The 25,109-nt window shown below is 76.0% G+C and carries 20 protein-coding genes and 1 pseudogene; 18 read left to right on the top strand and 3 right to left on the bottom strand.

Annotated features, from left to right (window positions below):
• The first annotated feature begins 103 nt into the window (after positions 1 to 103).
• From ACWPWV_RS07830 to ACWPWV_RS07800, 7 genes are all read left to right on the top strand, one after another.
• A complete protein-coding gene (locus ACWPWV_RS07830; RefSeq protein WP_454042356.1) occupies positions 104 to 1,027 on the top strand; it encodes a hypothetical protein in 924 nt (307 codons plus the stop codon).
• Positions 1,011 to 1,529 carry a phage holin family protein gene (locus tag ACWPWV_RS07825; protein WP_454042355.1) on the top strand — a complete coding sequence of 173 codons (519 nt, stop codon included), beginning with the start codon at positions 1,011 to 1,013 and terminating at the stop codon, positions 1,527 to 1,529. The genes ACWPWV_RS07830 and ACWPWV_RS07825 overlap by 17 nt, the downstream gene beginning before the upstream one ends.
• The gene (locus ACWPWV_RS07820; RefSeq protein WP_454042354.1) at positions 1,526 to 2,149 is read left to right on the top strand and encodes a DUF3618 domain-containing protein; all 624 of its coding nucleotides are present in this window, start codon (positions 1,526 to 1,528) and stop codon (positions 2,147 to 2,149) included. Before ACWPWV_RS07825 ends, ACWPWV_RS07820 begins: the two co-directional genes overlap by 4 nt.
• Positions 2,150 to 2,346: 197 nt before the next feature.
• Entirely contained in the window at positions 2,347 to 3,534 is a 1,188-nt protein-coding gene (locus ACWPWV_RS07815) for an iron-containing redox enzyme family protein (protein ID WP_454042353.1), read from the top strand.
• The gene (locus ACWPWV_RS07810) at positions 3,521 to 4,531 is read left to right on the top strand and encodes a glycosyltransferase (RefSeq protein ID WP_454042352.1); all 1,011 of its coding nucleotides are present in this window, start codon (positions 3,521 to 3,523) and stop codon (positions 4,529 to 4,531) included. Before ACWPWV_RS07815 ends, ACWPWV_RS07810 begins: the two co-directional genes overlap by 14 nt.
• Positions 4,528 to 4,743 carry a CDGSH iron-sulfur domain-containing protein gene (locus tag ACWPWV_RS07805; RefSeq protein ID WP_454042351.1) on the top strand — a complete coding sequence of 72 codons (216 nt, stop codon included), beginning with the start codon at positions 4,528 to 4,530 and terminating at the stop codon, positions 4,741 to 4,743. Before ACWPWV_RS07810 ends, ACWPWV_RS07805 begins: the two co-directional genes overlap by 4 nt.
• Before the next feature lie 149 nt (positions 4,744 to 4,892).
• Complete coding sequence (locus ACWPWV_RS07800) at positions 4,893 to 8,033, top strand: alkaline phosphatase D family protein (protein ID WP_454042350.1); 3,141 nt, start codon at positions 4,893 to 4,895, stop codon at positions 8,031 to 8,033.
• Here the strand turns inward: ACWPWV_RS07800 and ACWPWV_RS07795 are convergent.
• Complete coding sequence (locus tag ACWPWV_RS07795) at positions 8,015 to 9,253, bottom strand: alpha-D-ribose 1-methylphosphonate 5-triphosphate diphosphatase (protein WP_454042349.1); 1,239 nt, start codon at positions 9,251 to 9,253, stop codon at positions 8,015 to 8,017. The genes ACWPWV_RS07800 and ACWPWV_RS07795 overlap by 19 nt on opposite strands.
• A gap of 207 nt (positions 9,254 to 9,460) precedes the next feature.
• Between ACWPWV_RS07795 and ACWPWV_RS07790 the strand changes: the two genes are divergently transcribed.
• From ACWPWV_RS07790 to ACWPWV_RS07775, 4 genes are read left to right on the top strand one after another with little or no spacing between them, the layout of a single operon-like run.
• A complete protein-coding gene (locus tag ACWPWV_RS07790; RefSeq protein WP_454042348.1) occupies positions 9,461 to 10,447 on the top strand; it encodes a phosphate/phosphite/phosphonate ABC transporter substrate-binding protein in 987 nt (328 codons plus the stop codon).
• Positions 10,448 to 10,449: 2 nt separating this feature from the next.
• Positions 10,450 to 11,298, top strand: a complete 849-nt coding sequence (gene phnC, locus ACWPWV_RS07785) for a phosphonate ABC transporter ATP-binding protein (RefSeq protein WP_454042347.1) — start codon at positions 10,450 to 10,452, stop codon at positions 11,296 to 11,298.
• Positions 11,295 to 12,917 (top strand): phosphonate ABC transporter, permease protein PhnE, encoded by a 1,623-nt coding sequence (gene phnE, locus ACWPWV_RS07780; protein ID WP_454042346.1) that lies wholly within the window; start codon positions 11,295 to 11,297, stop codon positions 12,915 to 12,917. The genes phnC and phnE overlap by 4 nt, the downstream gene beginning before the upstream one ends.
• Positions 12,893 to 13,948: a zinc-binding dehydrogenase gene (locus tag ACWPWV_RS07775; RefSeq protein WP_454042345.1), complete on the top strand. Its 1,056-nt coding sequence runs from the start codon at positions 12,893 to 12,895 to the stop codon at positions 13,946 to 13,948. Before phnE ends, ACWPWV_RS07775 begins: the two co-directional genes overlap by 25 nt.
• Before the next feature lie 11 nt (positions 13,949 to 13,959).
• Here the strand turns inward: ACWPWV_RS07775 and ACWPWV_RS07770 are convergent, their stop codons facing one another.
• Entirely contained in the window at positions 13,960 to 14,667 is a 708-nt protein-coding gene (locus tag ACWPWV_RS07770) for a GntR family transcriptional regulator (RefSeq protein WP_454042344.1), read from the bottom strand.
• A 65-nt stretch (positions 14,668 to 14,732) separates the two neighbouring features.
• On the opposite strand from ACWPWV_RS07770, the gene ACWPWV_RS07765 reads away from it, so the two are divergent.
• Positions 14,733 to 15,860: a TIGR03364 family FAD-dependent oxidoreductase gene (locus ACWPWV_RS07765; RefSeq protein WP_454042343.1), complete on the top strand. Its 1,128-nt coding sequence runs from the start codon at positions 14,733 to 14,735 to the stop codon at positions 15,858 to 15,860.
• A 62-nt stretch (positions 15,861 to 15,922) separates the two neighbouring features.
• Positions 15,923 to 16,627, top strand: a complete 705-nt coding sequence (locus tag ACWPWV_RS07760; protein ID WP_454042342.1) for a phosphonatase-like hydrolase — start codon at positions 15,923 to 15,925, stop codon at positions 16,625 to 16,627.
• Positions 16,628 to 16,657: 30 nt separating this feature from the next.
• Here the strand turns inward: ACWPWV_RS07760 and ACWPWV_RS07755 are convergent, their stop codons facing one another.
• Entirely contained in the window at positions 16,658 to 18,115 is a 1,458-nt protein-coding gene (locus ACWPWV_RS07755) for an aldehyde dehydrogenase family protein (RefSeq protein WP_454042341.1), read from the bottom strand.
• A 188-nt stretch (positions 18,116 to 18,303) separates the two neighbouring features.
• Here ACWPWV_RS07755 and ACWPWV_RS07750 point away from each other — a divergent pair, with 188 nt between their 5' ends.
• The 5 genes and pseudogenes from ACWPWV_RS07750 to ACWPWV_RS07730 form a co-directional block, all read left to right on the top strand.
• The gene (locus tag ACWPWV_RS07750) at positions 18,304 to 20,001 is read left to right on the top strand and encodes a carbamoyltransferase family protein (protein ID WP_454042340.1); all 1,698 of its coding nucleotides are present in this window, start codon (positions 18,304 to 18,306) and stop codon (positions 19,999 to 20,001) included.
• A complete protein-coding gene (locus ACWPWV_RS07745) occupies positions 19,998 to 21,638 on the top strand; it encodes an HAD-IIIA family hydrolase (RefSeq protein ID WP_454042339.1) in 1,641 nt (546 codons plus the stop codon). The genes ACWPWV_RS07750 and ACWPWV_RS07745 overlap by 4 nt, the downstream gene beginning before the upstream one ends.
• Entirely contained in the window at positions 21,635 to 22,756 is a 1,122-nt protein-coding gene (locus tag ACWPWV_RS07740) for a glycosyltransferase family 9 protein (RefSeq protein WP_454042338.1), read from the top strand. The genes ACWPWV_RS07745 and ACWPWV_RS07740 overlap by 4 nt, the downstream gene beginning before the upstream one ends.
• On the top strand, positions 22,753 to 23,757 hold the full coding sequence (locus tag ACWPWV_RS07735; RefSeq protein WP_454042337.1) for a glycosyltransferase: 1,005 nt from the start codon (positions 22,753 to 22,755) through the stop codon (positions 23,755 to 23,757). Before ACWPWV_RS07740 ends, ACWPWV_RS07735 begins: the two co-directional genes overlap by 4 nt.
• A pseudogene (locus ACWPWV_RS07730) lies at positions 23,754 to 24,983 on the top strand (glycosyltransferase); the annotation flags it as partial. The gene ACWPWV_RS07735 and the pseudogene ACWPWV_RS07730, both read left to right, overlap by 4 nt.
• Positions 24,984 to 25,109 lie beyond the last annotated feature (126 nt).

Raw genomic sequence — 25,109 nt, 5'->3', positions numbered from 1 at the left:
GCAAGAGGCCGTCACCGGTGGCGCACGAGCCCTCTTGCGGTCTCGTGCTCCGCCGTCAGTGCCAGCGCCCGACCACGGGCGGGGACGACGACAGGAGTCCACCATGAGCGACACGCAGATTCCCTACGGCTCCGGACCCGGTTCGCCGGGCTCCGCGACGACGGACGACGGCGGGGGCACGGGGGGCAAGCACGCGACCGGGATCAAGGACCGGGTCGGCGACGCGGCGTCCCACGCGGGCGACGCCGGACGTGAGGTCGCCGGGGACGCGAAGGAGAAGGCGCGCGACGTCGCGCACGAGGCGAAGGACCGTGCCCGCGGGCTCGTCGAGCAGACGCGCGACGAGCTGAGCTCGCAGGCGTCCTCGCAGCAGCAGCGCCTCGCGGGCGGTCTGCGCACCCTGGGCGACGAGCTGCGGCAGATGGCCGACAACACGCAGGACCCGGGCTACGCCACCGACCTCGTCCAGCGCGCGGGCGACGCGACCGGTCGGGTCGCCGACTGGTTCGAGGATCGCGACCCGTCGTCGGTCCTGCGCGAGGTCGAGGACTTCGCGCGCCGGCGCCCCGGGATGTTCATCGCGATCGCAGCGGGTGCCGGCCTGATCGTCGGCCGCCTCCTGCGGGGCGCGAAGGACGCAGGATCCGACAGCGGCTCGGGCGGCGGCAGCGAGTCGACCGGCTACGGGACCGGCGGGTACGGCGCCACGGGCGCGCCGACGGCGTACGGCAGCACGGGCTACGGCACCACGGGCTACGAGTCCGCGGGCTACGGCACCACCGGGGCCGGCTACTCGACCGGCACCGGCTCGGCCGCCGTCACGGGGTCGACGACGGGCGGCGTCGCGAGCGGGGACCCGCTCGCCGGGCGGACGGGCGCCTACGCCGACGACGACCCGCTCGTGCCGGACCCGGAGCGTCCGAGCGCCGTCGAGCCGACGCCGCCGCCGTCGTTCCCGCCGACGCCCACGGGCGGCGCCACGGGGACCTCCACGCTCGGGGGTGAGGCCGATGTCGAGCGCACCTGACCCGTTCGCCGCGGCGAACACGTCGCGGCACGCCGCCACCACGGGGCCGGACCTCGGGACCGGCGGTCCGGGCCTCGGCGCGGACGCCACCCCGGGCGTGGACCCGGTCCGTTCGCCCGAGCAGCAGAGCGTCGGCGAGCTCGTCGCCGAGGTCAGCCGCGACCTCTCCACGCTCATGCGGCAGGAGGTCGAGCTCGCCAAGGCCGAGGCCAAGCAGTCGGCGCAGCGCGCCGGGAAGGGCGCCGGCATGCTCGCCGGCGCGGGCGTGGCGGGGCACATGGTCCTGCTGTTCCTGTCGATCGCCCTCTGGTGGGCGCTCGGTGCGGTCATGGGCCGCGGCTGGTCCGCGCTCGTCGTCGCGGTCCTGTGGGCCGTCGTCGCGGCGATCCTCGCCGCGATCGGTCGCAAGGAGCTGAAGACCGTCGAGGGCATGCCCGAGACCGCCGACACGATCAAGAAGATCCCGAACGCCGTCCGAGGACACGAGGAGAAGAACTCATGAGCACCAGCGACCCCGAGGAGATCCGCGCCGACATCGAGCGCACGCGGAGCGAGCTGAGCCGTGACGTCGACGCGCTCGGCGACAAGGTGAGCCCCGGCAACGTGGCACGGCGTCAGGTCGACCGCGTGAAGTCGGGCGTCGGCTCCGTGAAGGACCGCGTCATGGGCAGCGCCCACGACACCGCGGACTCCGCGCGCGGCACGACGCACGACCTCGCGGACCGCGGTCGCGAGGCGGCCTCGTCCGTCGCGGACTCCGCGCGCGGCGCCGCGTCGTCGGTCGCCGACACCGCGCGCTCGGCGCCCCAGGCGGTCCGCGAGCAGACGCAGGGCAACCCCCTCGCCGTGGGCCTCGTGGCCTTCGGCCTCGGCCTCGTCGCGGCGTCGCTCATCCCGGCGAGCCGCGCCGAGCAGCGTGCCGCGTCCACCGTCAAGGAGAAGGCTGCGCCGCTCGTCGACGACGTCCGGTCGACGGCCACCGAGCTGGTCGACGACCTCAAGGAGCCGGCGAAGGAGAGCGCCCAGGCCGTCGCGGACTCCGCGAAGGACGCGGCCCGCTCGGTCGGCGAGCACGGCCGCGAGGCCGCCGGCGACGTGCGGTCGCAGGTCAAGGAGGGCTGAGCAGGCCGAGCGCGGCTGAGCACGGCCGCACTCCCCGGGGGCCCGGGCGACGTCGTCGCCCGGGCCCCCGCGCGTCGCCGTCCTGCCCGGCCTGCGCGTCGTCGGGCCGGCTCACGACGAGCGAACGACGGGTGTCGGGGACAGGATGACCGTGGTGTCGAGCAGGGGCGCCTCTTCCTCGACCCTGGAGCGCCTCGATGAACCCCGCCCCGGCACGCACCGACGCCGCCGACACCGCGACCGACACGTCGACCGGCCTCGCGACCGACACGTCGACCGACCCCGGCACCGCGACGGCGGCCTCGGCCCGCCTGCCCCTCCCGACCCCTCGCGGCCCGGCGAGCGCGGCGCTGCTCGCCGTGCTCACCGCGGGTCCGCCGGACGGCTCGGCGGACGTCCGGCTCGAGGCGGTCCGGGCGGCCGTCGCGGACCGGCTGGACCGGGCGACGTCGGGCCGCGACGTGCTCGACGACGAGGACCTCCAGCTCACGCTCACGGTGCTCTACGAGCTGCACTACCGGGGCGTCGAGGGTGTGGACGACGCGTGGGAGTGGGAGCCGACGCTCCTCGCCGTGCGCGCCACGATCGAGCGACCGTTCGAGCGCGCGGTGCGCGAGCGCGCCGGGAGCCCGGGCTGCCCGGGGACCGACGCCGCCACGGTGGCGCGGCGGCTCTTCGAGCTCGCCGCGGAGGACGACGGGCCGAGCCTGTCGCGCTACGTCGCCAAGCGGGCCGACGCCGAGCAGGTGCGCGAGCTGCTCGCGCTCAAGTCGCTCTACCAGCTCAAGGAGGCGGACCCGCACACGTGGGCCGTCCCGCGGCTCGCCGGCGCGCCGAAGGCCGCGCTCGTCGAGATCCAGGCGGACGAGTACGGCGGCGGTCGACCGGGCCGCATGCACGCCGAGCTGTTCGCGCGCACGATGCGCGGGGTCGGGCTGGACGACACGTACGGCCGCTACGTCGACGCGGTGCCCACCGTGGTCCTGGTGGCGCTCAACACCATGTCGCTGTTCGGCCTGCACCGTCGCCTGCGGGGGGCGATCGTCGGGCACCTCGCGGCGTTCGAGATGACGTCGTCGGTCCCCAGCCGGCTCTACGGGAACGGGTTCCGGCGCCTCGGCCACGACGAGGGCACGACGTGGTACTTCGACGAGCACGTCGAGGCGGACGCCGTCCACGAGCAGATCGCGGCGCGCGACCTGGCCGGGCGGCTGGTCGAGCAGGAGCCGGCGCTGTGCGACGACGTCCTCCTCGGCGCGGCGGCCTGCCTCGCGGTCGAGGGCGACGTCGCCGCGTACGCCCTCGGGCGGTGGCAGGAGGGCCTGTCCGCGCTGCGCGAGCCGCTCGCGCCCGCGCCCGGGGAGGCCGTGCGTGCCGAGGGCTGACGCGGTGTACCTGCTGCCGATCCGACGTCCCGCGGTGGTGGACGGCGAGCTCGACGAGCTCGCGGCCTACCTGCGCCGGCTCGCGCGCGAGCTGCCCGTCGTCGTCGCCGACGGGTCGCCACCGGACGTCCGGGCGCGGCACGCCGCGTCCTGGGCGGGAGCCGCGCGCCTCGTCGCGGTCCCGCCGCCGCCGCCGGGCACGAACGGCAAGGTGGTCGGGGTCCTCGCCGGGCTGGCCGCGACGACGCAGCCGCGCGTCGTCGTCGCGGACGACGACGTCCGGTGGGACGGCCCGACGCTCGACCGCGCGCTTCGGCTCCTCGACGCCGCGGACCTCGTCGTGCCGCAGAACGTGTTCGACCCGGCGCCGTGGCACGCGCGCTGGGACACCGCCCGGTCCCTCGTCAACCGTGCGGTCGGTCACGACTGGGCCGGGACGACCGTGCTGCGCCGCGCCGCGCTCGGTGCCGAGGGCTACGACGCCGCCGTGCTGTTCGAGAACCTCGAGCTCGAGCGCACGGTCGTCGCGCGGGGCGGCCGGGTGGTGCACGCGCCCGACGTCGTGGTCCCCCGCCGGCCACCGGAGGCGCGTCGCTTCGCCGAGCAGCGCGTGCGCCAGGCCTACGACTCGCTCGCGCAGCCGGCGCGCCTCGCCGTCGAGCTCGCCGTCGCCCCGCTCCTCACGGCGGGGGTCCTCGCCGGCGTCCGCGGCCGGGCGCGCGCCCGGTCGGCAGGGTGGGCCGTCGTCGTCGCCGTGCTCGCGGGCGCCGTCGTGCTGGCGGAGGCCGGCCGTCGACGCACCGGCGGGACGGCCGTGTTCCCCGCCACCGCCCCGCTGTGGGCGCCGGCGTGGGTCCTCGAGCGCGCGCTGTGCTCGTGGGTCGCGCTCGGGTGGTGGGCGCTCGGCGGCGTGCCCTACGCGGGGACGCGCCTGCGGCGCGCGGCACACCCGCTCCGCGTGCTGCGCGCCGACGCCCCGGGACGGGGTGCCTCGTGACGCGCCCCGAGCAGGACGACGTCACGGTGACCGCGTGCCCGGACGGCCCGCTGCTCGTGCGCGGGCCGGCGCGGCTCGTCGACGGCGACGGGCGCGAGATCGAGCGCAACCGGGCGACCGTCGCGCTGTGCCGGTGCGGCGGCACAGCCATCCCGCCCTGGTGCGACGGGACGCACAAGGTCAACGGGTACCGCAGCGGCGAGCCCGCCTGACGGGAGCACTCGCCCGGACAACCGGTCGGGGTCGTCGCCGGTGGTCTCCCACCCGTTCACCTGGTGATCGACCGCCGGACATCGAGGAGCGGTCGGATCAGGCCGTGCGTGTCAGCGCACGACTGTCCCCCGGATACGGAGATGTCCCCGTGAAGAAGCGCACGCCCGAACAGGGCAGCCCGACCACAGCCGGCACGAGTCGGCGGGTCTTCCTCGGCGGAGCCGCGACCGCCGCCGCCACCGCGTGGATCGCGGCGAACGGCCCTGCCGCCGTCGCGGCCGACGACGTCCCGCTGCGCGCCGCGGTCCTGGAGCTGCGCGACCCGTGGACCAGCGCGACCGGTCTCGAGAAGCTGCTGACCAACGCCGGCTTCGCGGTCGTCGCGCTCGACCCGTCGAAGCCCGCCACCGAGCAGGGCGTCGACGTCATCGCCTTCGGCACGTTCACGAACAACGCGCCGACGTACGGTCGCTACGTCGAGTCGCAGGCCGAGTCGCTGCAGGCCTTCGTCGCCGCCGGCGGCGTCGTCCTCGACATGGCCCAGTCCGACCAGTTCCACTCGACGGCGACGTACCTGCCCGCGCCGATGTCGGCGAGCCGCAACGACTCGGACTACGACTCGATCTTCCCGGTCGTGGCCGACCACCCGCTGGTGTCGCACCTGCGCGTGGTCGACGGCCGGGTGTTCACGGGACGGTCGACACAGATCCGCGTGAGCTGGGAGTCGCTGCTCGACTGGCGCCAGATGCGGGTGCTGCTCGCGTGCAGCGCCGGCGGGCGCCCGCCGGCCCTGCTCGAGGGGGCGCACGGTCGCGGCCGGTTCGTGCTGACCAGCCTGACGATCGACAAGATCTACAACGCCGCCGGTCAGACCATCCAGCCGGCCCAGGCCGTCGCGGACAGCGAGATGTTCTTCACGGCCTTCGCCGCCTACGTCAAGATGGTCGTCGCCGGGACGGCGCCCGTGGTCACCCCGACGATGCAGGCCGTCGCCGGCCCGCTCGTCGGGGACACCGGGACGGACCGCTCCCGCGTCCTGATCCGGCCGGGCAGCGACCTGCACGACCGCGAGTCGTGGACGCTCGAGTACTGGGCCGAAGGGGGACCCCGCCAGAGCGTCGGCGCCGTCCTCTCCCCCGACAACGACTCGACCGTGCTCTTCGACATCGCCGGCCTCAGCGCCGCGACGGCCTACTCCTACGCCATCGCGCCGGAGGGCGATCCGATCCCCGGGCTCGACATCTCGGGGTCGTTCACGACCGCACCGGCCGACGACGCCCCGACGAAGCTGGTCGTGGGCCTCGGCTCGTGCGTGTGGACCGAGCAGAACCACATCTGGGACACGATCCGTGCGGAGGGGTGCGAGGCCTTCGTCCTCATGGGCGACACCCCGTACATCGACAGCACGAACCTGCAGACCGCCCGGGACAAGCACCGGGCCTTCCTCCAGGTCCCGCAGGTGCGCGAGGTGACGCGGACGATGCCGGTCTGGGGGACGTGGGACGACCACGACTTCGGCGGCAACGACGTGCACGGCGACCTGCCGGGCAAGCGCAACAACCGCACCGCGTTCGTCGACTACCGCGCGAACGCCACGTTCGGGCACACGGCGGCGGGCGAGCCGCTGCGCGAGCGCACGGTCGACGGCGAGGGCATCTACACGTCGTTCCGTCGCGGCCCGCTCGAGGTGTTCCTCCTCGACCCGCGCTGGTTCAGCCGCACGGAGCAGAGCTGGGCGGACGCGACGAGGACCACGGGCATCGGCCAGGTGCAGTGGGAGTGGCTGCAGGAGAGGCTGCTCGCGAGCACGGCACCGTTCAAGCTCCTCGCGAGCGGGATGATCTGGGACGACAAGCAGAACGGCGAGGCGGACGACTGGGGCACCTACTCGTACGAGCGCGACGCGATCTTCGACCTCGTGCAGGAGCACCGCATCCCCGGCGTCTTCCTGCTCGGCGGCGACATCCACGTCTCGCGCGCGCTGAACTACGGCCCGCGCGTCGGCTACGACCTCTGGCAGTTCATCGTGAGCCCGATGCACAGCTCCGTCATCCCGAGCCTCAACGTGCCCAACCCGGCGCTCGTCCACAGCGCCGTCGAGCCGCACGTGTTCCTCAAGCTCGAGATCGACTCGACGGTGGAGCCCGCGACCATGACCGCGACGTGGATCAACCGCGACGGCGAGCGGGTGTTCGAGGTCGCGACCGACGCCGCGCAGCTCACGCCGCTGCCGGTCCTCGTGGGCTTCCCGTCGGCCGCGACCGAGCTGCTCGCGGGTCGGTCGTCGACGATCACGACGAGCGTCACCAACCAGTCCGGTGACTCGCTCGACGAGGTGACGGCAGTCCTCGAGGCACCCCTCGGCTGGCAGGTCACCGCGGCGACCGGGACGACGTTCCACGACCTCGCCGACGGCGAGACGCGCACGACGAACTGGACGGTCGAGCCGCCCGTCGGTGCCGAGCCGGGCGACGTCGTGCTCGTCGCCCGGTCGACGTACTCGCCGGCCGGTGCCCACGGCACCGCGACGCGACAGGCGACCGTCTCGGTCGTCGCGGACGGGACGGTGCCCCGCTCGCGCCTGTCGATCGCCGGGTTCAGCAGCGAGGAGCCGTCGGGCGACCGCGCGGCGAACGTCATCGACGGCGCGCCGCTCTCGATCTGGCACTCGCGGTGGGCCGCGCAGCCGGTACCGGGCTACCCGCACTGGATCGCGGTGGACCTCGGGGCCGAGCACCTGCTCGACGGCCTGGGATACCTGCCTCGGCAGTCCGGCACGAACGGGCTGATCAAGGACTACGAGGTCTACCTCTCCCAGGACAACGCCACGTGGGGCGGCGCCGTGGCGACGGGGTCGTTCCCCGCCGGGACCGCGCTCGCCCGCGTGGACTTCGCCGAGACCGCCGCCCGCTACGTCAAGCTGGTGGCCCTCAGCTCGCAGAACGGCCTCCAGTTCGCGGCGGCCGCCGAGCTCACGCCCTACGGCCGACCGCTCGAGCGCGAGCGGCCCGAGGCGGTCGTCACGGCGGAGACCCGCACGATCGCGGACAAGGTCGTGGTCGCCGTCCGGGTCGAGAACACCGAGCCGGTCCCGGTGGACGTCAAGATCACGACCGACTTCGGCACGAGGTCGTTCCTCGGCATCGAGCCCGGCAGGAGCGCGTACCAGTCGTTCGCCACCCGCAGGTCCGCGGTCCCGGCGGGCGCGGTGACGGTCGAGCTGAGCGGCCGGATCGACCAGCTCGCGGTGCGCAACACCCTCACGGCGCTCTACGACGCCCGCGGCTGACCCGCCGCGGCGACGCTCCGCTCGGGCGCCCCGCGTCCCGAGCGGAGCGTCGCCACCACCGAGAGCCACCCGCCCCGCGCCCGGGCGAGCACCAGGTCCGCCCGGGCACCCGGGACCAGCGCGCCACGGTCGACGAGGCCTGCCGCACGGGCGGGTCCGGACGTGACGAGCGAGACGGCCCCCGGCAACGACGCCAGGCCCTCGCGCACGACGACGTCGACCGCTGCCAGCATGCTCGCGGGCACGTAGTCCGAGGCCAGCGCGTCGACGAGACCGAGCGAGACGAGCTCGCGCGCGGACACGTTCGCGGTGTGGGACGCACCGCGCACGACGTTGGGCGCACCGGCGACCACCGAGAGTCCTGCTGCCCGTGCGGCACGGGCGGCGACGACCGTCGTCGGGAACTCCGCGACGGCACCCCCACGGGCCGCCAGGGCCTCGACGTCCTCGACCGTCTCCGGGTCGTGCCCGGCGAGCCGCACCCGCCCGGTGCGCGCGAGCTCGCCCAGCCAGCGGAGTGTCACGGCCGCGACGTCCGCGCGCTCCTCGCGGTCGGAACGCCAGCGCACGACGTGGTCGTGCGCCGCGTCCGCGGACATCCCGGCGCGCTCGACCAGCCAGCGTTCCATCGTCCCGGGCCGGGCGTACTGCCCGATACCGGGGGTGTGGTCCTCGTGCGACACGAGGACGGGTGCGCCGGCGGTGCGGAGCACGCCGCCGGCCGTCCCGCCCAGCACGTCCCGGAACGTCGCCACGGCCGACGGGCACCGGACGTCGAGGCGATGCAGCACGCGCGCACCCTCCCCGTGCACCGCGTCCGCCGCGAGAGCGGCGAGCACCTCCCCCGGCTCGGGCTCGCCCGCGGGCAGCCCGACGGGCGTGCGCTCCCCGTAGGCCACGCCGTGGAACGCGGTGAGGACGCCCGCCGCGGCGAGCCGGTCGGTGGCCGTGCGGGCCGCGAGGTCGAGCGGGAGACGCGCGCCCGGGCGCGGCCGCGCCTCGTGCCCGAGCACGTCCGTGTGCACGTCCACCAGGCCGGGCAGGCACAGCGCGCCCCCGCCGTGCATCTCCGCCGTGCTGCCGGGTGGCGCCTCGGCCACCTCGACGACCAGGCCGTCGCGCACCACGACGCGCGCGTCCTCGACGACCCGGTCCGGCAGCACGGCCGTGACGCCGTCGAGCGTGTAGTCGAGCGGCGCGCGGCCGACGTCACGGGCCACCCCACCCCCTTCGCGCGGGTGGGACGGGGCAGCAGGGACGGTCGGCAGCGGCATGGCCGCATGTTGTCCGGACGACCTGGCGAGACGGTGAACGACAGTTCACCGGTCGTTCACCGTCGCAGGGCCGACGGTTCTTCCGGCTCTCCCAGACTCCTCGACGGCGCCCGCCCCGGGCGCCACCCGCTGACGTCACACCCCGGAGACGACATGAAGACCACGACCACCACCTTCACCGCCGTCGCGCTCGCGGGCGTCGCGGCCCTCGCCCTGTCCGCGTGCGGAGGCTCGAGCGAGGCGGCGGACGGCCCCTCGGGCGACACGTCGACGACGAGCTCCGGCTTCCCCGAGGTGCTGCGTCTCGGTGCCATCCCCGCGGAGAACTCGACCGACCTCGCCGCCGGCTACGACCCCATCATCGCCATGCTGGAGGCGGAGACCGGCTCGACGGTCGAGGTGAGCCAGGCGTCCGACTACGCGGGCGTCATCGAGGGCCTCATCGCCGACAAGGTCGACATCGCGTTCCTCGGCTCCTTCGCGTACGTCATCGCGACGCACAACGACGCGGCGATCACGCCGCTCGGCGCGGCGATCGAGGCGGAGGGCGCCGAGCCCGGCTACTACTCGCTCGGCATCACGCAGGGCGACAACGCCGAGATCGACGACCTCGAGGACTTCGCGGGCCGCAGCGTGTGCTTCGTCGACCCCGGCTCGACGTCCGGCTTCCTCTACCCGAGCTCCGGTCTCATCGACGCCGGCGTCATCGAATCCGGCACGGAGAAGGACCTCGCCGCGGGCGTGCAGCCCGTCTTCGCGGGCGGCCACGACGCCTCGGCGCTGGCCGTCGCCGCGGGCGACTGCGAGGCCGGGTTCGCGATGGAGTCGATGGTCCAGGACACGCTGCCCACCGCCGGCGACCTCGCCGAGGGCGACCTCAAGGAGGTCTGGAGGTCCCCGAAGATCTCGGGCTCGCTGTTCGTCGGGAACGACGCGCTCGGCGAGGAGAACATCGCCACGCTGACCGAGCTCATCACCGAGAAGGCCAACTCGGAGTACCTGCTGTCGCAGGGCTTCTGCGACGGCGAGTGCCTCCTCACGGACGAGGACGCGTGGGGCTTCGCGCCGGCGGAGGACGCCGACTACGACGGCACGCGCGAGGTCTGCACGCTCACCAAGTCGGACAAGTGCGAGGGCTGACCGTGCGCACGACGACCCCCGTGGACCGCGCAGCCCCCGGTTCCCCCGCACGTCCGACGGCGGGCGAGCCGCTCGTGCGGGTCCGCGGTCTCGTCAAGGAGTTCGACGGGACCACGGCCCTCGCGGGCGTCGACCTCGACGTCGCGCGCGGCGAGCTGCTCGTGCTCCTCGGTCTCTCGGGCTCGGGCAAGTCGACGCTCCTGCGCTGCCTCAACGGTCTGCACCGGCCGACGTCCGGCGAGGTCGAGGTGGCCGGCACGCGCGTCGACCGGGCGTCGTCGGGCGAGCTGCGTCGCCTGCGCACCGACGTCGGCTTCGTGTTCCAGCAGTTCAACCTCGTGGGGCGACTCACGTGCCTCGAGAACGTCCTCGTCGGCGGCCTCGGTCGCGTGCGCGGACCGCGGTACGGCATCTCGACGTACCCGCGCCGCATGCGCGAGGAGGCGATGGCGCACGTCGAGCGCGTCGGGCTCGCGGACCAGGCGTACCAGCGAGCCGACACGCTCTCCGGGGGCCAGCAGCAGCGCGTCGCCATCGCCCGCACGCTCATGCAGCGGCCCCAGCTGGTCCTCGCGGACGAGCCCGTCGCGTCGCTCGACCCGGAGAACGCCGGCGCGGTGATGGACCTGTTCGTCCGCGTGTGCGCCGAGGAGGGGCTCACCGTCGTCTGCACGCTGCACCAGGTCGACCTGGCGCTCGGGTGGGCGGACCGCCTCGTCGGTCTGCGGCACGGGGAGAAGGTGCTCGACCGCCCCGTCGCAGGGCTCACGAAGGACGAGGCCATGGCGATCTACCGGCGCGTCGCGCCGGGGACGCCGGCCGAGCCCGTGCCCGCCGGGGCGAGCGCGTGACGGCCGCCGCACCGCCACGTCCCGCGCCGTCGCGCCAGGACGGCCGGCCCGGAGGCGGGTATCCGGTCAGGCCACGCCCGACCCGGCAGCAGCGGATCCTGCGCTGGCTCGGCGGCGGCGCCGTCGTGGTCACGCTCGTCGCGGCGTCGTCGATCGGTCTCGACGTCCCCACGCTCGTCGCGGGCGGCGAGGACGTCGCCAACCTGCTCGAGCGCATGCTGCCCCCGCGCCTCGACGACCCCGCGCGCATCGCCACGCTCGCCCTCGACACCGTCCTCATGGCGTTCCTCGGCACGGTCCTCGCGACGGTCCTGTCCGTGCCGCTCGCCTTCCTGGCCGCGCGCAACACGACCCCGCACCCCGCCGTCGCCGCCGTGGCGCGCGCGATCATCACGTTCTGCCGCGCGGTGCCGGACCTCGTCTTCGCCGTGCTGTTCGTCCGTGCGCTCGGGCTCGGCGTGCTGCCGGGCGTCCTCGCGCTCGCGCTGCACTCGGTCGGGATGCTCGGCAAGCTGTTCGCCGACGCGGTCGAGGACGCCGACCCGGGTCCGCGCGAGGCCGTGCGCAGCGTGGGCGTCGGCCGCCTGCGAGAGCTGCTCAACGGCGTCGTGCCGCAGGTCGTGCCGGCCTGGGTGTCCGCGTTCGTCTACCGCGTCGACATCAACCTCCGTACGTCGGTCGTGCTCGGGTTCGTCGGTGCGGGCGGCATCGGCTTCGCGCTGCAGGACGCTCTGCGCGGGCTCGTCTACCCGAAGGCGCTCGGGATCGTCGCGGTCGTCCTCGTCCTCGTCGCCGCGATGGAGCTCCTGTCGGTCGCGATCCGGCGCACGCTGCTCGCGCCGAAGCGGCCCCGGTTCCAGCGCGACCGCGTGGTGCGGTGGGCGTCGGGCGCTGCGGCCGCGGCACTCGTCGTCGTCTCGTTCGTCCGCCTCGACATCGACCCGCTCGCCGTCGTGACGTCGGTCCCGAGCCTCCTCGAGGTCGCGGGCCGCACCTTCCCGCCCGACCTCACGTCCCTCGGCCCGGCGCTGTGGGAGGCGATGCTGCAGACGCTCGCCATCGGTGCCGTCGCGACCGGCCTCGGAGTGGTGCTGTCGCTCCCGCTCGGCCTGCTCGCGGCCCGCAACGTCGCACCGCACCCCCTGGTCTACGGCGCCGCCCGGACGACCGTCCTGGTGGTCCGGGCGATCCCGGAGCTCATCCTCGCGGTGGTCTTCGTCGCCGCCGTCGGGCTCGGCCCGGTCGCCGGGGCGATCGCGCTCGGCATCGGATCGATCGGCTTCCTCGGCAAGCTCGTCGCGGACGCCGTCGAGGAGATCCCGCCCGGTGCCGCCGAGGCGGTGCGCTCGGTGGGCGGCGGCTGGTGGAAGGTGCTGTTCTCCGCGGTCCTGCCGCAGGGGATGCCCTCGATCGTCGGCTCCGGGCTCTACCTGCTGGACGTCAACATCCGCACGTCGACCATCCTCGGGATCGTCGGCGCCGGCGGGATCGGCTTCCTGCTCTTCGAGGCGGTGCGCACCCTCCACTTCGAGGTGGCGGGCGGGATCGTGCTCCTCGTGTTCCTCGTCGTCCTCCTCATCGAGAGGCTCTCCGGGTGGATCCGCGCACAGCTGACCTGACCACCGTCGCGCTCTGGGAGGGCGGTGACGCCGTCCGCCTCGTCGACGTGCCCCTGCCGGACCTCGAGCCGGGCGAGGTGCTCGTCCGGCTGCGCCTCGCGACCGTGTGCGGCAGCGACCGCCACACCGTCTCGGGCCGCCGGCAGTCGCCGTCCCCGTCGGTCCTCGGCCACGAGGGCGTCGGGGAGGTCGTGGCTCTCGGTCGCGACGGCGCACCGGGCGAGGACGGCACGCCTCTCGCCCTCGGCGACCGTGTCGTGCTCGGCGTGACGGTCGCGTGCGGGGTCTGCGACCGCTGCAACGCGGACCGCAGCGCCAAGTGCCGCTCCGTCCGCAAGATCGGTCACGAGCCGTTCGACTCCGCGTGGCCCCTCAGCGGGACCTACGCGCACCACGTCGTGCTCCCCGCCGGCGCGACCGTCGCGCGCGTCCCGGCCGGTCTGCCCGACGTCGTCGCGGCGCCCGCGGGGTGCGCGACGGCGACCGTCATGGCGACGATCGAGGCGGCCGGCCCGCTCGAGGGCAGGCGCGTGCTCGTCAGCGGGGCCGGGATGCTCGGCATCACGGCCGTCGCCGCCGCGCGCGACGCCGGCGCGGCCGAGGTCGTCGTCACCGACCCCGACCCGGGGCGGCGCGGTCTGGCGCTGCGCTTCGGCGCGACGTCAGCGCGCGGCACGGACGAGCCGGTCGGCCTGGTCGACGTCGCGATCGAGCTGTCGGGCGCGAGCCCCGCCGTCGAGCGGTGCCTGGGTGCGCTCGACGTCGGCGGCCGTCTCGTGCTCGCCGGGTCGGTCGCACCGGCGCCGGCGGTCCCGCTCGACGCCGAGCGCGTCGTGCGCGGCTGGCTGACCGTCACGGGGGTGCACAACTACGAGCCGCGGCACCTGCGAGCGGCGCTCGACCTGCTCGACCGGACCCGTGACGCGGTGCCGTGGGAAGAGCTCGTCACCTCCGCGGTGCCCCTCGGCGAGGTCGGACGCCTCCTCGCCGGTCCCGCCGGTACCGCGCCGCGCGCGGCGGTCGTGCCGTGACGCCGACGGGATCAGCCGTCGCCCAGCTCCACGACGACGCGCACCGCGTCGGCGCGGACCCAGCGCTCGGTGGACAGCAGCGGACGGCCTCCCACGCCGTCGCGCGCGAGGCTCGCGATCAGCCACGCCGGGTCGCCGGGGCGGCACCCGAGGCCCGTGCTCGCGTCCTCCGGCGCCGACTCCATGCTCGCGCGCGTCCAGGCGCGCTCGGGGACCACGCGCGCCGTGCCGCGCAGGATCGCGTCGAGCGACTCCTCGTGCCGCAGGGCCGCGGGCAGCTCGGGCACCAGGGCGGCGGCCAGCCACTCCACGCCCCACGCGGCCGGCATGCCGTCGATGAACGAGCGGCGCACCAGGCGGAACCCCGGCGTGCCGGGCACGGTCTGGAGCGCTCCGGCGACGTCGTCGGGCAGCGGGACCTCGTCGCACGCGAGGACGACGGTGCGCGGCGTGGCGCCCGCCTCCCGGACGGTCCGGCTCCACGACGGCGCGCGCCCCGGCGCCACGAGGTAGTCGACGCGTCGCCGGGTGAACGTCCCGACGCCCTGGATGCGGCTGACGAGCAGCCGGCGCTCGAGCTCCTCGAGCGCGGCGCGCGCCGCGGCGCGTCCGACGCCGAAGCGCAGGCCGACGCCCGCCTCGGACGCCACGCGCGTGCCGGGAGGCAGGGCAGCGAGCTCGTCGGCGAGCACGCGGACGATCTCGGTCGACCTGGTCACGCGCGGACCGTACCGCCGGCAGATGACCGCCGGGTGAACACCACCCGCGAGGAGGAGGAGGACCGATGATCACCACGCCAGGGCGCAGCCACGTCGCCGTCGTCGGAGCCGGCGTCGTCGGCTTGGGCGTCGCCGCCGAGGCGCACCGCCGCGGTCACCGCGTGACCGTCGTCGAGCAGGCGGCCGGTGTCGTCGGCTCCTCGGTGCAGAACTTCGGGCACGTGTGCGTGACCGCCCAGGCGGGCGTCGCCCGCGACTACGCGCTCGTCGCCCGCGACCGATGGTTGTCGCTCGCCTCGGCTGCCGGCTTCCGCGCGCAGGAGAGCGGCACGCACGTCGTCGCGCGGACCGCCACGGAGCTGCGCCTGCTCGGCGAGCTGGCGCAGGAGCGGGGAGCGGACGAGGTGCGCATGCTCGACGCCGACGGGCTGACCGGCGCGGTGCCCGTCCGGCCCGGACGGGTCGTCGGTGGTGCCCACCTCCCGCTCGACCTGCAGGTCGACCCGCGCGCCGCCGCGCCGGCGCTCGCCGCGTGGCTCGAGGCGCAGGGCGTGCAGATCCTCTGGCGCACGGCCGCGTGCGGCGTCGGCACCGGCCGCGTCGACACCACCCGCGGGCCGGTCGACGCGGACGTCGTGGTCGTCGCGACGCACCACGACCTCGACCGGCTCCTGCCCGACGTCGCGACGGCCGCCGGGCTGCGGCGCTGCCGCCTGCACATGCTCCGGGTCCGCCCCGCGGCCCCGGTCGTGCTGACGACCCCCGTCCTCACCGGGTGGTCGACCGTCCGGTACGCGGCCCTCGCGGCGTGCCCGTCGGCGACGGCGGTCGCCGCGGAGCTCGCCGCGACCGACCCGGAGGCCGCCGCCTGGGACGTCAACCTCATGACGACGCCGCAGGACGACGGGACCCTGATCCTCGGCGACACCCACGTGCGCGACCTCGACGCTCCCGTGTTCCAGGACGAGGCGGGCTACGACGTGCTCCTGCGGCTCGGCGCGGACCTCCTCGGCGCCGACCTGCACGTCGTCGAGCGCTGGCAGGGCACCTACGCGACCGCGCCCGACCGCGAGGTCCTGCTCGCCGAGCCCGAGCCGGGCGTCCACGTCGCCACGCTCACCACCGGCATCGGCATGACGACGGGCCTCGGGCTGGCCGCCGACGTGCTCGCCCGCGCAGGGCTCGCCACCTGACCCTCACCCGGCCGTCGCCGTGACGGTCGGGACGACCCACCACCCCACCCGAGAGGACCATCGTGATCGCACTCGCCGCCCTGGACGTCGCCGGCACCACCGTCGAGGAAGGAGGCGCCGTCTACCGCGCGCTGCACGACGCCGTCCGACGGCGCGGCAGCACCGCGACCGTGCACGACGTCGCCCGCTGGATGGGAGCGGACAAGCGCACCGCCATCCGCGCCCTGCTCGCGCACGGGGGCGACGCGACCGCGGTCGAGGACACCTTCACCGACTTCGAGCGCCTCCTGCGCGAGGCGTACGACGCGACGCCGCCGGTCGCCATGCCCGGCGTGCTCGACGCGTTCGCGGCGCTGCGCGACCAGGGCGCGCGCATCGCCCTCACCACGGGGTTCTCCGCCGACGTGACCGGCCTGCTCCTCGAACGGCTCGGGTGGCAGCACGGCGTCGTCGACGCCGTCGTGACCACGGACGACGTCCCGGCCGGCCGGCCGGCGCCCTACATGGTGCACCGGGCCATGGAGCGCACGGGCGTCACCGACGTGCGGCGGGTGCTCACGGTCGGGGACACCGTCCTGGACCTCGAGGCGGGCACGAACGCGGGGGCGCGGGTCGTCGTCGGAGTGCTGAGCGGCGGCGTGCCCCGGGACGTCCTGGAGGCGGCGCCGCACACGCACGTCGTCGACAGCGTCGCCGACCTGCCGCTCGTGCTGGTCGGCGACGCCGGAACGACCCCGGGGACGGCACCGCTCGCGGCCGCGCGGTGAGGTCGTGGGGGCCCCGTCGGGCGGAGGGGGTCAGCCCGCCTGCCCGCCGAGGCCCTCGAGGTGGATCGCCTTGCGGAGGGTCAGCTCGTCGAGCAGGTCCGGCCCGTAGCCCGCGCCGCCGCCGCTGCCGCGGCGCGGGTCCGCCGAGCCGCCGGGCGCCCCGCCGAAGACGGCGTTGACCTTCACGGTCCCGACGTCGAGCACGTCGGCGGCGCGCAGCGCGTGGTCGAGCGACGGCGTGAGCACGGTCGCGGCCAGCCCGTACGCGGACGCCGACGCGCGCCGCAGGCCCTCCTCGAAGTCCGCGACCCGCACGACCGGCACCACGGGGCCGAACGTCTCCTCGGTGAGCAGCGCGACGTCGTCGGGGCAGCGGTCCAGCACGGTCGGCGCGTAGAACGAGCCCGGCCGGTCGAGCCGCGCGGCGCCGGTGACGACCTGCGCCCCGGCGGCGGTCGCGCCGCGCACGTGCTCGTCGACGACCGCGAGCTGGTCCTCGTCGACGAGCGGTCCCATGGTCGTCGCCTCGTCCCCCGGGTCGCCGACCCGCAGGTCCTGCGCGATCCGCGCGAGCTCCGCGACGACGGCGTCGGCGACCTCCTCCACGACGTACGCGCGCTCGACCGCGGTGCACAGCTGCCCGCCGTTGGTGAACGCCCCCGTCGCGATCTGCCGGGCGGCGAGCGCCGGGTCCACCCCGGCGTCGACGACGACCGGGTCCTTGCCGCCGTTCTCGAGCAGCACCTTCGCGCCGCGGGCCCCCGCGGTCGCCGCGATGCGGCGCCCGGCGGCCGTCGAGCCGACGTGCGCGACGAGCGCGACGTCCTCGTGCGCGACGATCGCCTCGCCCGTCGCCCCGTCGCCGCTGACCACGCGCAGCACGTCGGCCGGCAGCGCGCCCGCGACGAGCTCGGCGAGTCGCACCCCCGGGGCGTCGCTGCGCTCGGACGGCTTGTGGACGACGACGTTGCCGGTGACCAGCGCCGCGGCGACGAGCCCCGCGGCAGCCGGGTACGGGTCGTTCCAGGGCGTGATGACGGCGACGACGCCGCGCGGCTCGCGGCGCACCACGTCGAGCGCCGCCGGGTCCCCGGCGAGCACGCGACCGGCCCGGCCGAGGCCCGCGACCGCCGCCTCCTCGAAGAGCTCCGCCGCGACCTCGGCCGACGCGCGCGACTCGCCCTCGAGGCGCCCCGTCGTCGCGCGCAGGAGCGCACCGAGCTCGTCGGCGGCCTCCCGCACCGCCCGCGCGGCGGCCCGCAGCGCTGCGGCCCGCTCCCCCGGCGGTGTGGCGCGCCACGCGGGCCACGCGGCGGCGGCGGCGCGCACGGCGGCGTCGACCTCGTCCGGCCCGGCGCACTCCACCGGGGTGCCCGGCCGCCCGGTCGCGGGGTCGGTGCGCTCGAGCCGACGCGCACCGGGGGTGTCGGCGGTCGGCGCGGCGGCGTCCGGATCGGTGGCGGGGCGTGAGGTCGAGGTCGTCGTCATGCGGTCCTCCAGGGGAAATGACACGGAGAGAAGTACCTGTGCGTGCGGGGTCGAGGTGCGAGAAGCGCTTCTCGGGGTGAGGGTGAGGGCGGGTTGCAGCAGAGCCGACCCGTACGCGTCAGGCGAGCGCCCACGGATTCTCGAGGCGCACCACGAGCCTGGCCCCATCGAGGAAGGCTCGCCAGCCCATGCGCGTCCTCGGCGTCAACGCCCTGTTCCACGACCCCTCCGCTGCGCTCGTCGTCGACGGCCGCGTCGTCGCCGCCGCGGAGGAGGAGCGCTTCTCCCGGCGCAAGCACGGCAAGCGGCCCGTGCCCTTCGCGGCCTGGGAGCTGCCCGAGAAGGCGATGGCCTGGTGCCTCGAGGCCGGCGGGCTGCGCCCGCAGGACCTCGACGCCGTCGCGTACTCGTTCGACCCCGCCCTGGCGAAGCCCGCCGAGGAGATGGGGCTGCCCGACCCGTGGGACTGGCTGCGCGTGCAGTACGCGGAGCGCGCCCCGCAGTTCATCGCGACGGCGCTGCCCGGCCTGTCCCCGGCCGCGGTCCGGTTCGTGCCGCACGAGGTCGCGCACGCGGCGTCGGCCGCGCTGGCCTCGCCGTTCCCCGTGGCCAGCGTGCTGTCGCTCGACGGGCGCGGCGAACGCTCGTCGCACCTCGCGGGCCGCTACGACCACGGTCGCCTCGAGGTGCTCGCGAGCCAGGAGCTGCCGCACTCGCTCGGCCTGGTCTACGAGTCGCTCACCGAGCACCTCGGGTTCCTGCGGTCGAGCGACGAGTACAAGGTCATGGCGCTTGCGTCGTACGGCGAGCCGCGCTTCCTCGACGACCTGCGCGAGATCCTCTACGCCACGGACGACGGCGGGTTCGTCGCCGAGGCCCCGGACTGGAACCGCTGGGCGCCGCGCCGCGTCGACGACGGCACGTGGGGCACCGAGCACGGCGGCCTCGCGGAGCACGCCGACCTCGCGGCGTCCGTCCAGGCGCGGCTCGAGGAGGTGCTGGTCGACCTCGCGACGTGGCTGCACGGGCAGACCGGGGACCGGGTCCTCGCGATGGGTGGCGGCACGGCGCTGAACTGCGTCGCGAACTCGCGCATCTGGCGCGAGACGCCCTTCGAGGAGGTGTGGGTGCAGCCCGCCGCGGGTGACTCGGGGACGGCGCTCGGTGCGGCGATGCAGCTCGCCGCCGAGGCCGGCGACGCGGTCGAGCCCATGGGGTCGGCGGCGCTCGGGAGGTCGTGGACCGACGACGAGCTCGCCGGCTGGCTGCGCACGGCGAGGGTGCCGTTCACGACGCCCGACGACCTGCCCGGCGAGGTCGCGCAGGTCCTCGCCGACAACGGGGTCGTCGCGTGGTTCGACGGCCGTGCCGAGTTCGGACCGCGCGCGCTCGGGCACCGCTCCCTCATCGCCAACCCGGGCCCGGTCGAGAACCTCGAGCGGCTCAACGACGTCAAGGGCCGCGAGCAGTTCCGCCCGGTCGCGCCGATGGTGCTGCTCGAGGACGCCGCCGAGATCTTCAGCGGCGGGCCGATCCCCAGCCCGTACATGCTCTTCGTCCACGAGGTCGCGCCGGAGTGGCGGGACCGGATCGCGACGGTCGTGCACGTGGACAACACCGCACGCATCCAGACGATCGACGACTCCACCCCGCGCCTGCAGGCGATGATCCGCGCGTTCAAGGACCGCACCGGGCTGCCGGTCGTCGTCAACACGAGCCTCAACACCGCGGGCCGCCCGATGGTCGACGACCCGCGCGACGCGCTCGAGCTCTTCGGGTCGGCACCGGTCGACCTGCTCGTGCTCGGCCCGCACCTCGTGCGGCGCGCCGACGTCTTCGCCGGCGGTGACGGTGCGGGCCCGGACGAGGAGGAGGCCCGCGCATGACCACGCCCCGGCACGCGGCCGCCCCGGTCGGAGCCGACCGGCCGGGGGTGGCGGCCCGCGGCTCCTACGCCGTCGTCGTCCCGTCGATCGGCCGGCCCTCGCTCCTGCGGCTGCTCGAGACGCTCGCCGCGCAGGCGGGGTCGTCCCCCGGCGCCCCGGCCCCCGCCGAGGTCGTCGTCGCCGACGACCGTCGTCTCCCCGTGCCCGGCCAGGGCGCGGGCGGGTCGTCCGTGCCCGGACCGCTGGACCTCGGCGAGGTCGGTGACCGGCTCGGCGCGCGGGTCGTGCGCACGGGCGGGCGGGGCCCCGCGGCCGCGCGCAACGCCGGGTGGCGCTCGACGTCGGCACCGTGGGTCGTCTTCCTCGACGACGACGTCGAGCTGCCCGACGGGTGGGCCGGCCTCCTCGCCGCCGACCTCGCGGCGGCGGACGACCGCACCGGCGGCGTCCAGGGCCGCCTGCACGTGCCGCTGCCGGCGGACCGCCGTCCGACCGACTGGGAGCGCGGGACCGCGGGCCTGCAGGACGCGCTGTGGCCGACCGCCGACATGGCGTACCGGCGCGCGGCGCTCGAGCAGGTCACCGGGTTCGACGAGCGGTTCCCCCGCGCCTACCGCGAGGACGCCGACCTCGCGCTGCGCGTGCGCGACGCCGGATGGGAGCTGCGGCGCGGGACCCGCACCACGACGCACCCCGTGCGCCCGACCGACGACGGCGTGAGCCTGCGGGTGCAGGCCGGGACGCGCGACGACGCGACGATGCGCGCGCTGCACGGGCCGGACTGGCGCGAGCGTGCCGAGACGGGCCGCGGCCGGCTCGCCTGGCACGTCGCGACGGTCGCCGCGGCGGGCGTCGGCGTCGCCGGCGTGCTGGCCCGCAGGCCGCGCGTCGCCGCGCTCGGTGCCGCGGCATGGGCCGGGCTCACGCTCGACTTCGCCCGACGCCGCCTCGCGCCCGGCCCGCGACCCGGCGACGACGTCTTCGGCGCGGAGCTGCGCCGCATGCTCTGGACGAGCGCCGCGATCCCGTTCGCGGCCGTGCGCCACCGTGTGGCGGGGACGGTCGCGGCCCGGCGCGGCCTCGACCCGTGGCCGCCGCCGCTCGCCGCCGTGCTCTTCGACCGCGACGGCACCCTCGTCCACGACGTCCCCTACAACGGCGACCCGGAGGCGGTCCGGCCGGTCGCGGGCGCGCGCGAGGTCCTCGACGACCTGCGGTCGCGCGGCGTGCGCGTCGGCGTGGTCTCGAACCAGTCGGGCGTCGCGCGGGGCCTGCTCGCGCGCGAGCAGGTCGACGCGGTCAACGCGCGCGTCGAGGAGCTCCTCGGACCGTTCGACACGTGGCAGGTGTGCCCGCACGGGCCCGACGACGCGTGCGCGTGCCGCAAGCCCGCGCCCGGGATGGTCCTCGCCGCCGCCGCGGAGCTCGGCGTGCCGCCGTGGCGCTGCGCCGTCGTCGGTGACATCGGCGCCGACGTCGGCGCCGCCGTCGCCGCGGGGGCCGTGCCCGTGCTCGTGCCGACCCCCGTCACGCGGCGCGAGGAGGTCGACGCCGCTCCCCACGTGGCGGCCGACCTCGCCGCGGCGGTGCAGGCCCTCAAGGACCGGCTCCCCGACCCGGCCGGAGGCTCCGCATGAGCGCCGACGTGCTGGCCGTCCGTCTCGACAGCGACGGCGACGTGCTGCTCACCGGCCCGGCGGTCCGGGCCCTCGCGGCCGGTGCCGCGGCGCGCGGCGGCCGCGTCGACGTGCTCGCGTCGTCGGCCGGTCGCGCCGCCGCGGACCTCCTGCCCGGCGTGCGCGACGTGCTGACGTTCGACGCGCCGTGGTCCGGGTACGCCCCGCCGCCGCTCGACCGCGCGGAGGTCCTCGGCCTCGTCGAGACGCTCGCCGCGCGCCGCTACGCCGCCGCCGTGGTCTTCACGTCGTTCCACCAGAGCCCGCTGCCCATGGCGCTGCTCGCCCGGCTGGCCGGGATCCCCCACGTCGCCGGGACCAGCGACGACTACCCCGGCTCCCTGCTCGACGTGCGCCACCGTCGCCCCGACGGCCTGCACGAGGTCGAGGCCGCGCTCGACCTCGCGTGCTCCGCAGGCTTCCCCTCCGCCCCCGGCGACGACCGGCTGCAGGTCCGCGAGCCGCTGCCCGACGTGCGTCATCTCCTGCCCTTCCCCGGCGACGACGAGGGCGCGGACCCCGACGTGCCGTACGTCGTCGTGCACCCGGGCGCCTCCGTGCCCGCCCGCGCCCCGTCGCCCGACCACGCCCGCGCGCTCGTGGCCGCCCTCGTCGACCGGGGGCACCGCGTCGTCGTCACGGGCGGGCCGCGCGAGACCGGCCTCGCCGCGCACGTCGCCGACGGGCGCGCGACCGACCTGTCCGGGCGCACGGACCTCGCGGGCCTGGCCGCCGTGCTGGCCGGCGCCGCGTGCGTCGTCGTGGGGAACACGGGACCGGCGCACCTCGCCGCGGCCGTCGGCACGCCCGTCGTCTCGCTGTTCTCCCCCGTCGTCCCCGCCGACCGCTGGGCGCCGTGGGGCGTGCGGACGGTCGTGCTCGGCGACCAGCAGGCGGCGTGCCAGGGCACGCGGGCGCGCGAGTGCACCGTGCCCGGGCACCCGTGCCTGACGGGCGTCACCCCCGACGACGTCGCCGACGCCGTCGCCCAGCTCACCGCACCGGCGACCGCGCGCACGGGGGACCTCCTCCTCGTGCCGCCCCCCGCGGTGCCCGAGACCGCGGAGGTCGTCGCATGAGGATCCTCGTCTGGCACGTGCACGGCTCGTGGGCCACGGCCTTCGTCGCCGGTGCGCACGAGTACGTCGTCCCCGTCGTCGCGGACCGCGGGCCCGAGGGCCGGGGGCGCGCGCAGACGTGGGACTGGCCCGCGACGGTGCGCGAGGCGACCCCCGAGCAGCTCGCCGACCTGACGGCCGGCGGCGGGATCGACGTCGTCGTGCTGCAGCGGCCCGAGGAGGTCGAGCTGCTGCGGCGCTGGACGGGCCTGGTCGCCGGCCGGGACGTCCCGGCCGTCTACGTGGAGCACAACGCCCCCACCGGCCACGCCGCCTCGACGCGCCACCCGCTCGCCGACCTCGACGTCGTCGAGGAGGGGCTCGTGCCGATCGTCCACGTCACGGCGTTCAACGCGCTCATGTGGGACGCGGGCGACGCGCGCACCCTCGTCGTCGACCACGGCATCCCCGACCCCGGCCACCTCTACACCGGGGAACGCGCGAGCGTCGGCGTCGTCGTCAACGAGCCCGTGCGGCGCTGGCGCGTCGCGGGTACCGACGTCCTCGTCGAGGTGGGCCGCCACGTGCCGCTCGACGTGTACGGCATGGGGGTCGGCAAGCTCGCCGAGCACCTGGACGGGCACACCGCCGGGCCGGTGGTCCGGCACGGCCTGCACGACGACGTCCCCCAGGCCGCGATGCACGCGCGCCTCGCGACGTCGCGCGCCTACCTGCACCCGTACCGCTGGACGAGCCTCGGCCTGTCGCTGCTCGAGGCGATGGCCCTGGGGATGCCCGTCCTCGCCCTGCCCACCACCGAGGCACCCGTCGCGGTGCCGCCCACCGCCGGGACGCTCAGCTCCCGCCCCGACGAGCTCGTCGCGACCGCGCGGCGCTGGCTCGCCGACCCGGACGAGGCGCGCGAGCACGGCTCCGCCGCGCGCGCCCACGTCCTCGAGCACTACTCCCACGCCAGGTTCCTGCACCGCTGGGACACGGTCCTCCAGGAGGTGACCTCATGAAGATCGCCATGATCTCCGAGCACGCCAGCCCGCTCGCCGCCCTCGGCGGCGTCGACGCCGGCGGCCAGAACGTCCACGTCGCGTCGCTCGCGACGCGGCTCGGCGCCCAGGGGCACGACGTGGAGGTCTACACGCGCCGCGACGACGTCTCGCTGCCCGAGCGGGTCTCCCTCGCGCCGCGCGTCGACGTCGTCCACGTCGACGCGGGCCCGCCGGTCCCCGTCCCGAAGGACGACCTGCTCCCGCACATGGACGCGTTCGGCGCGGACCTCCTGCGGCGCTGGAGCGAGCCGGGTGCGGCGCCCGACGTCGTGCACGCGCACTTCTGGATGTCCGGGATCGCCGGCCTGCTGTCGGCGCCCCCGCTCGGCATCCCGCTGGTGCAGACGTTCCACGCGCTCGGGTCGGTCAAGCGGCGGCACCAGGGCGCGCGCGACACGAGCCCCCGCGAGCGCGTCGCGCGCGAGCGGCTCCTGTGCCGCGGGGTGGACCGGATCGTCGCGACGTGCAGCGACGAGGTGGACGAGCTCGTCGCGCTCGGGGCCGACCCCGGCCGCGTCGACGTCGTGCCGTGCGGCGTCGACATCGGGCGCTTCCGGCCGGACACGGACCGCGCGGCCCACCTGCGCGAGCACCGCGGGGACGAGCCGGGGACGATCCGGCTCCTGTCGATCGGGCGCCTCGTCGAGCGCAAGGGCGTGGACACCGTCATCGAGGCGCTGCCCGAGCTGCCGGGCGCGCAGCTCGTCGTCGCGGGCGGGCCGCCCGCCGAGCACCTCGAGGACGACGAGGAGGCCCGACGGCTCGTGAAGCTCGCCGACACGCTCGGTGTGCTCGACCGCGTGACCCTGGTCGGCAGCGTGACCCAGGACGACGTCCGCGGCCTCATGCACGCCGCCGACGTCGTGGTGTGCGACCCCTGGTACGAGCCCTTCGGCATCGTCCCGCTCGAGGCGGCCGCGTGCGGGCGGCCGGTCGTCGGGGCGGCGGTCGGCGGGCTGCTCGACTCGGTCGTCGACGGGCGCACGGGGCTGCTCGTCCCGCCGCGCGACCCGCACGCCCTCGCCGCGGCGCTGCGCCGGATCGCGGACGACCCCGCGCTCGGCGAGCGCCTCGGGTCGGCCGCGCGCGTCCGGGCCGAGCGCCTCTACGGGTGGACGACCGTCGCGGCGCGCACCCTGGAGTCGTACGAGCGCGTGGTCGCCGAGGGTCCGCGGTCGGGCGCGCGAGGACCGGCGGGGGGCTGGCTCTTTTACACATCTGACGCCGCCGGCGAAAAGAGAGGGGGGGGGAGTGGGGGGGGGCGGGACAGTAAAAAAAAAAAAAAAATAAAACTCCCCCGCCGATGCGGC

The sequence above is a fragment of the Cellulosimicrobium sp. Marseille-Q8652 genome (genome assembly GCF_965112045.1).
This window is presented reverse-complemented; position numbering and strand designations above follow the sequence as displayed.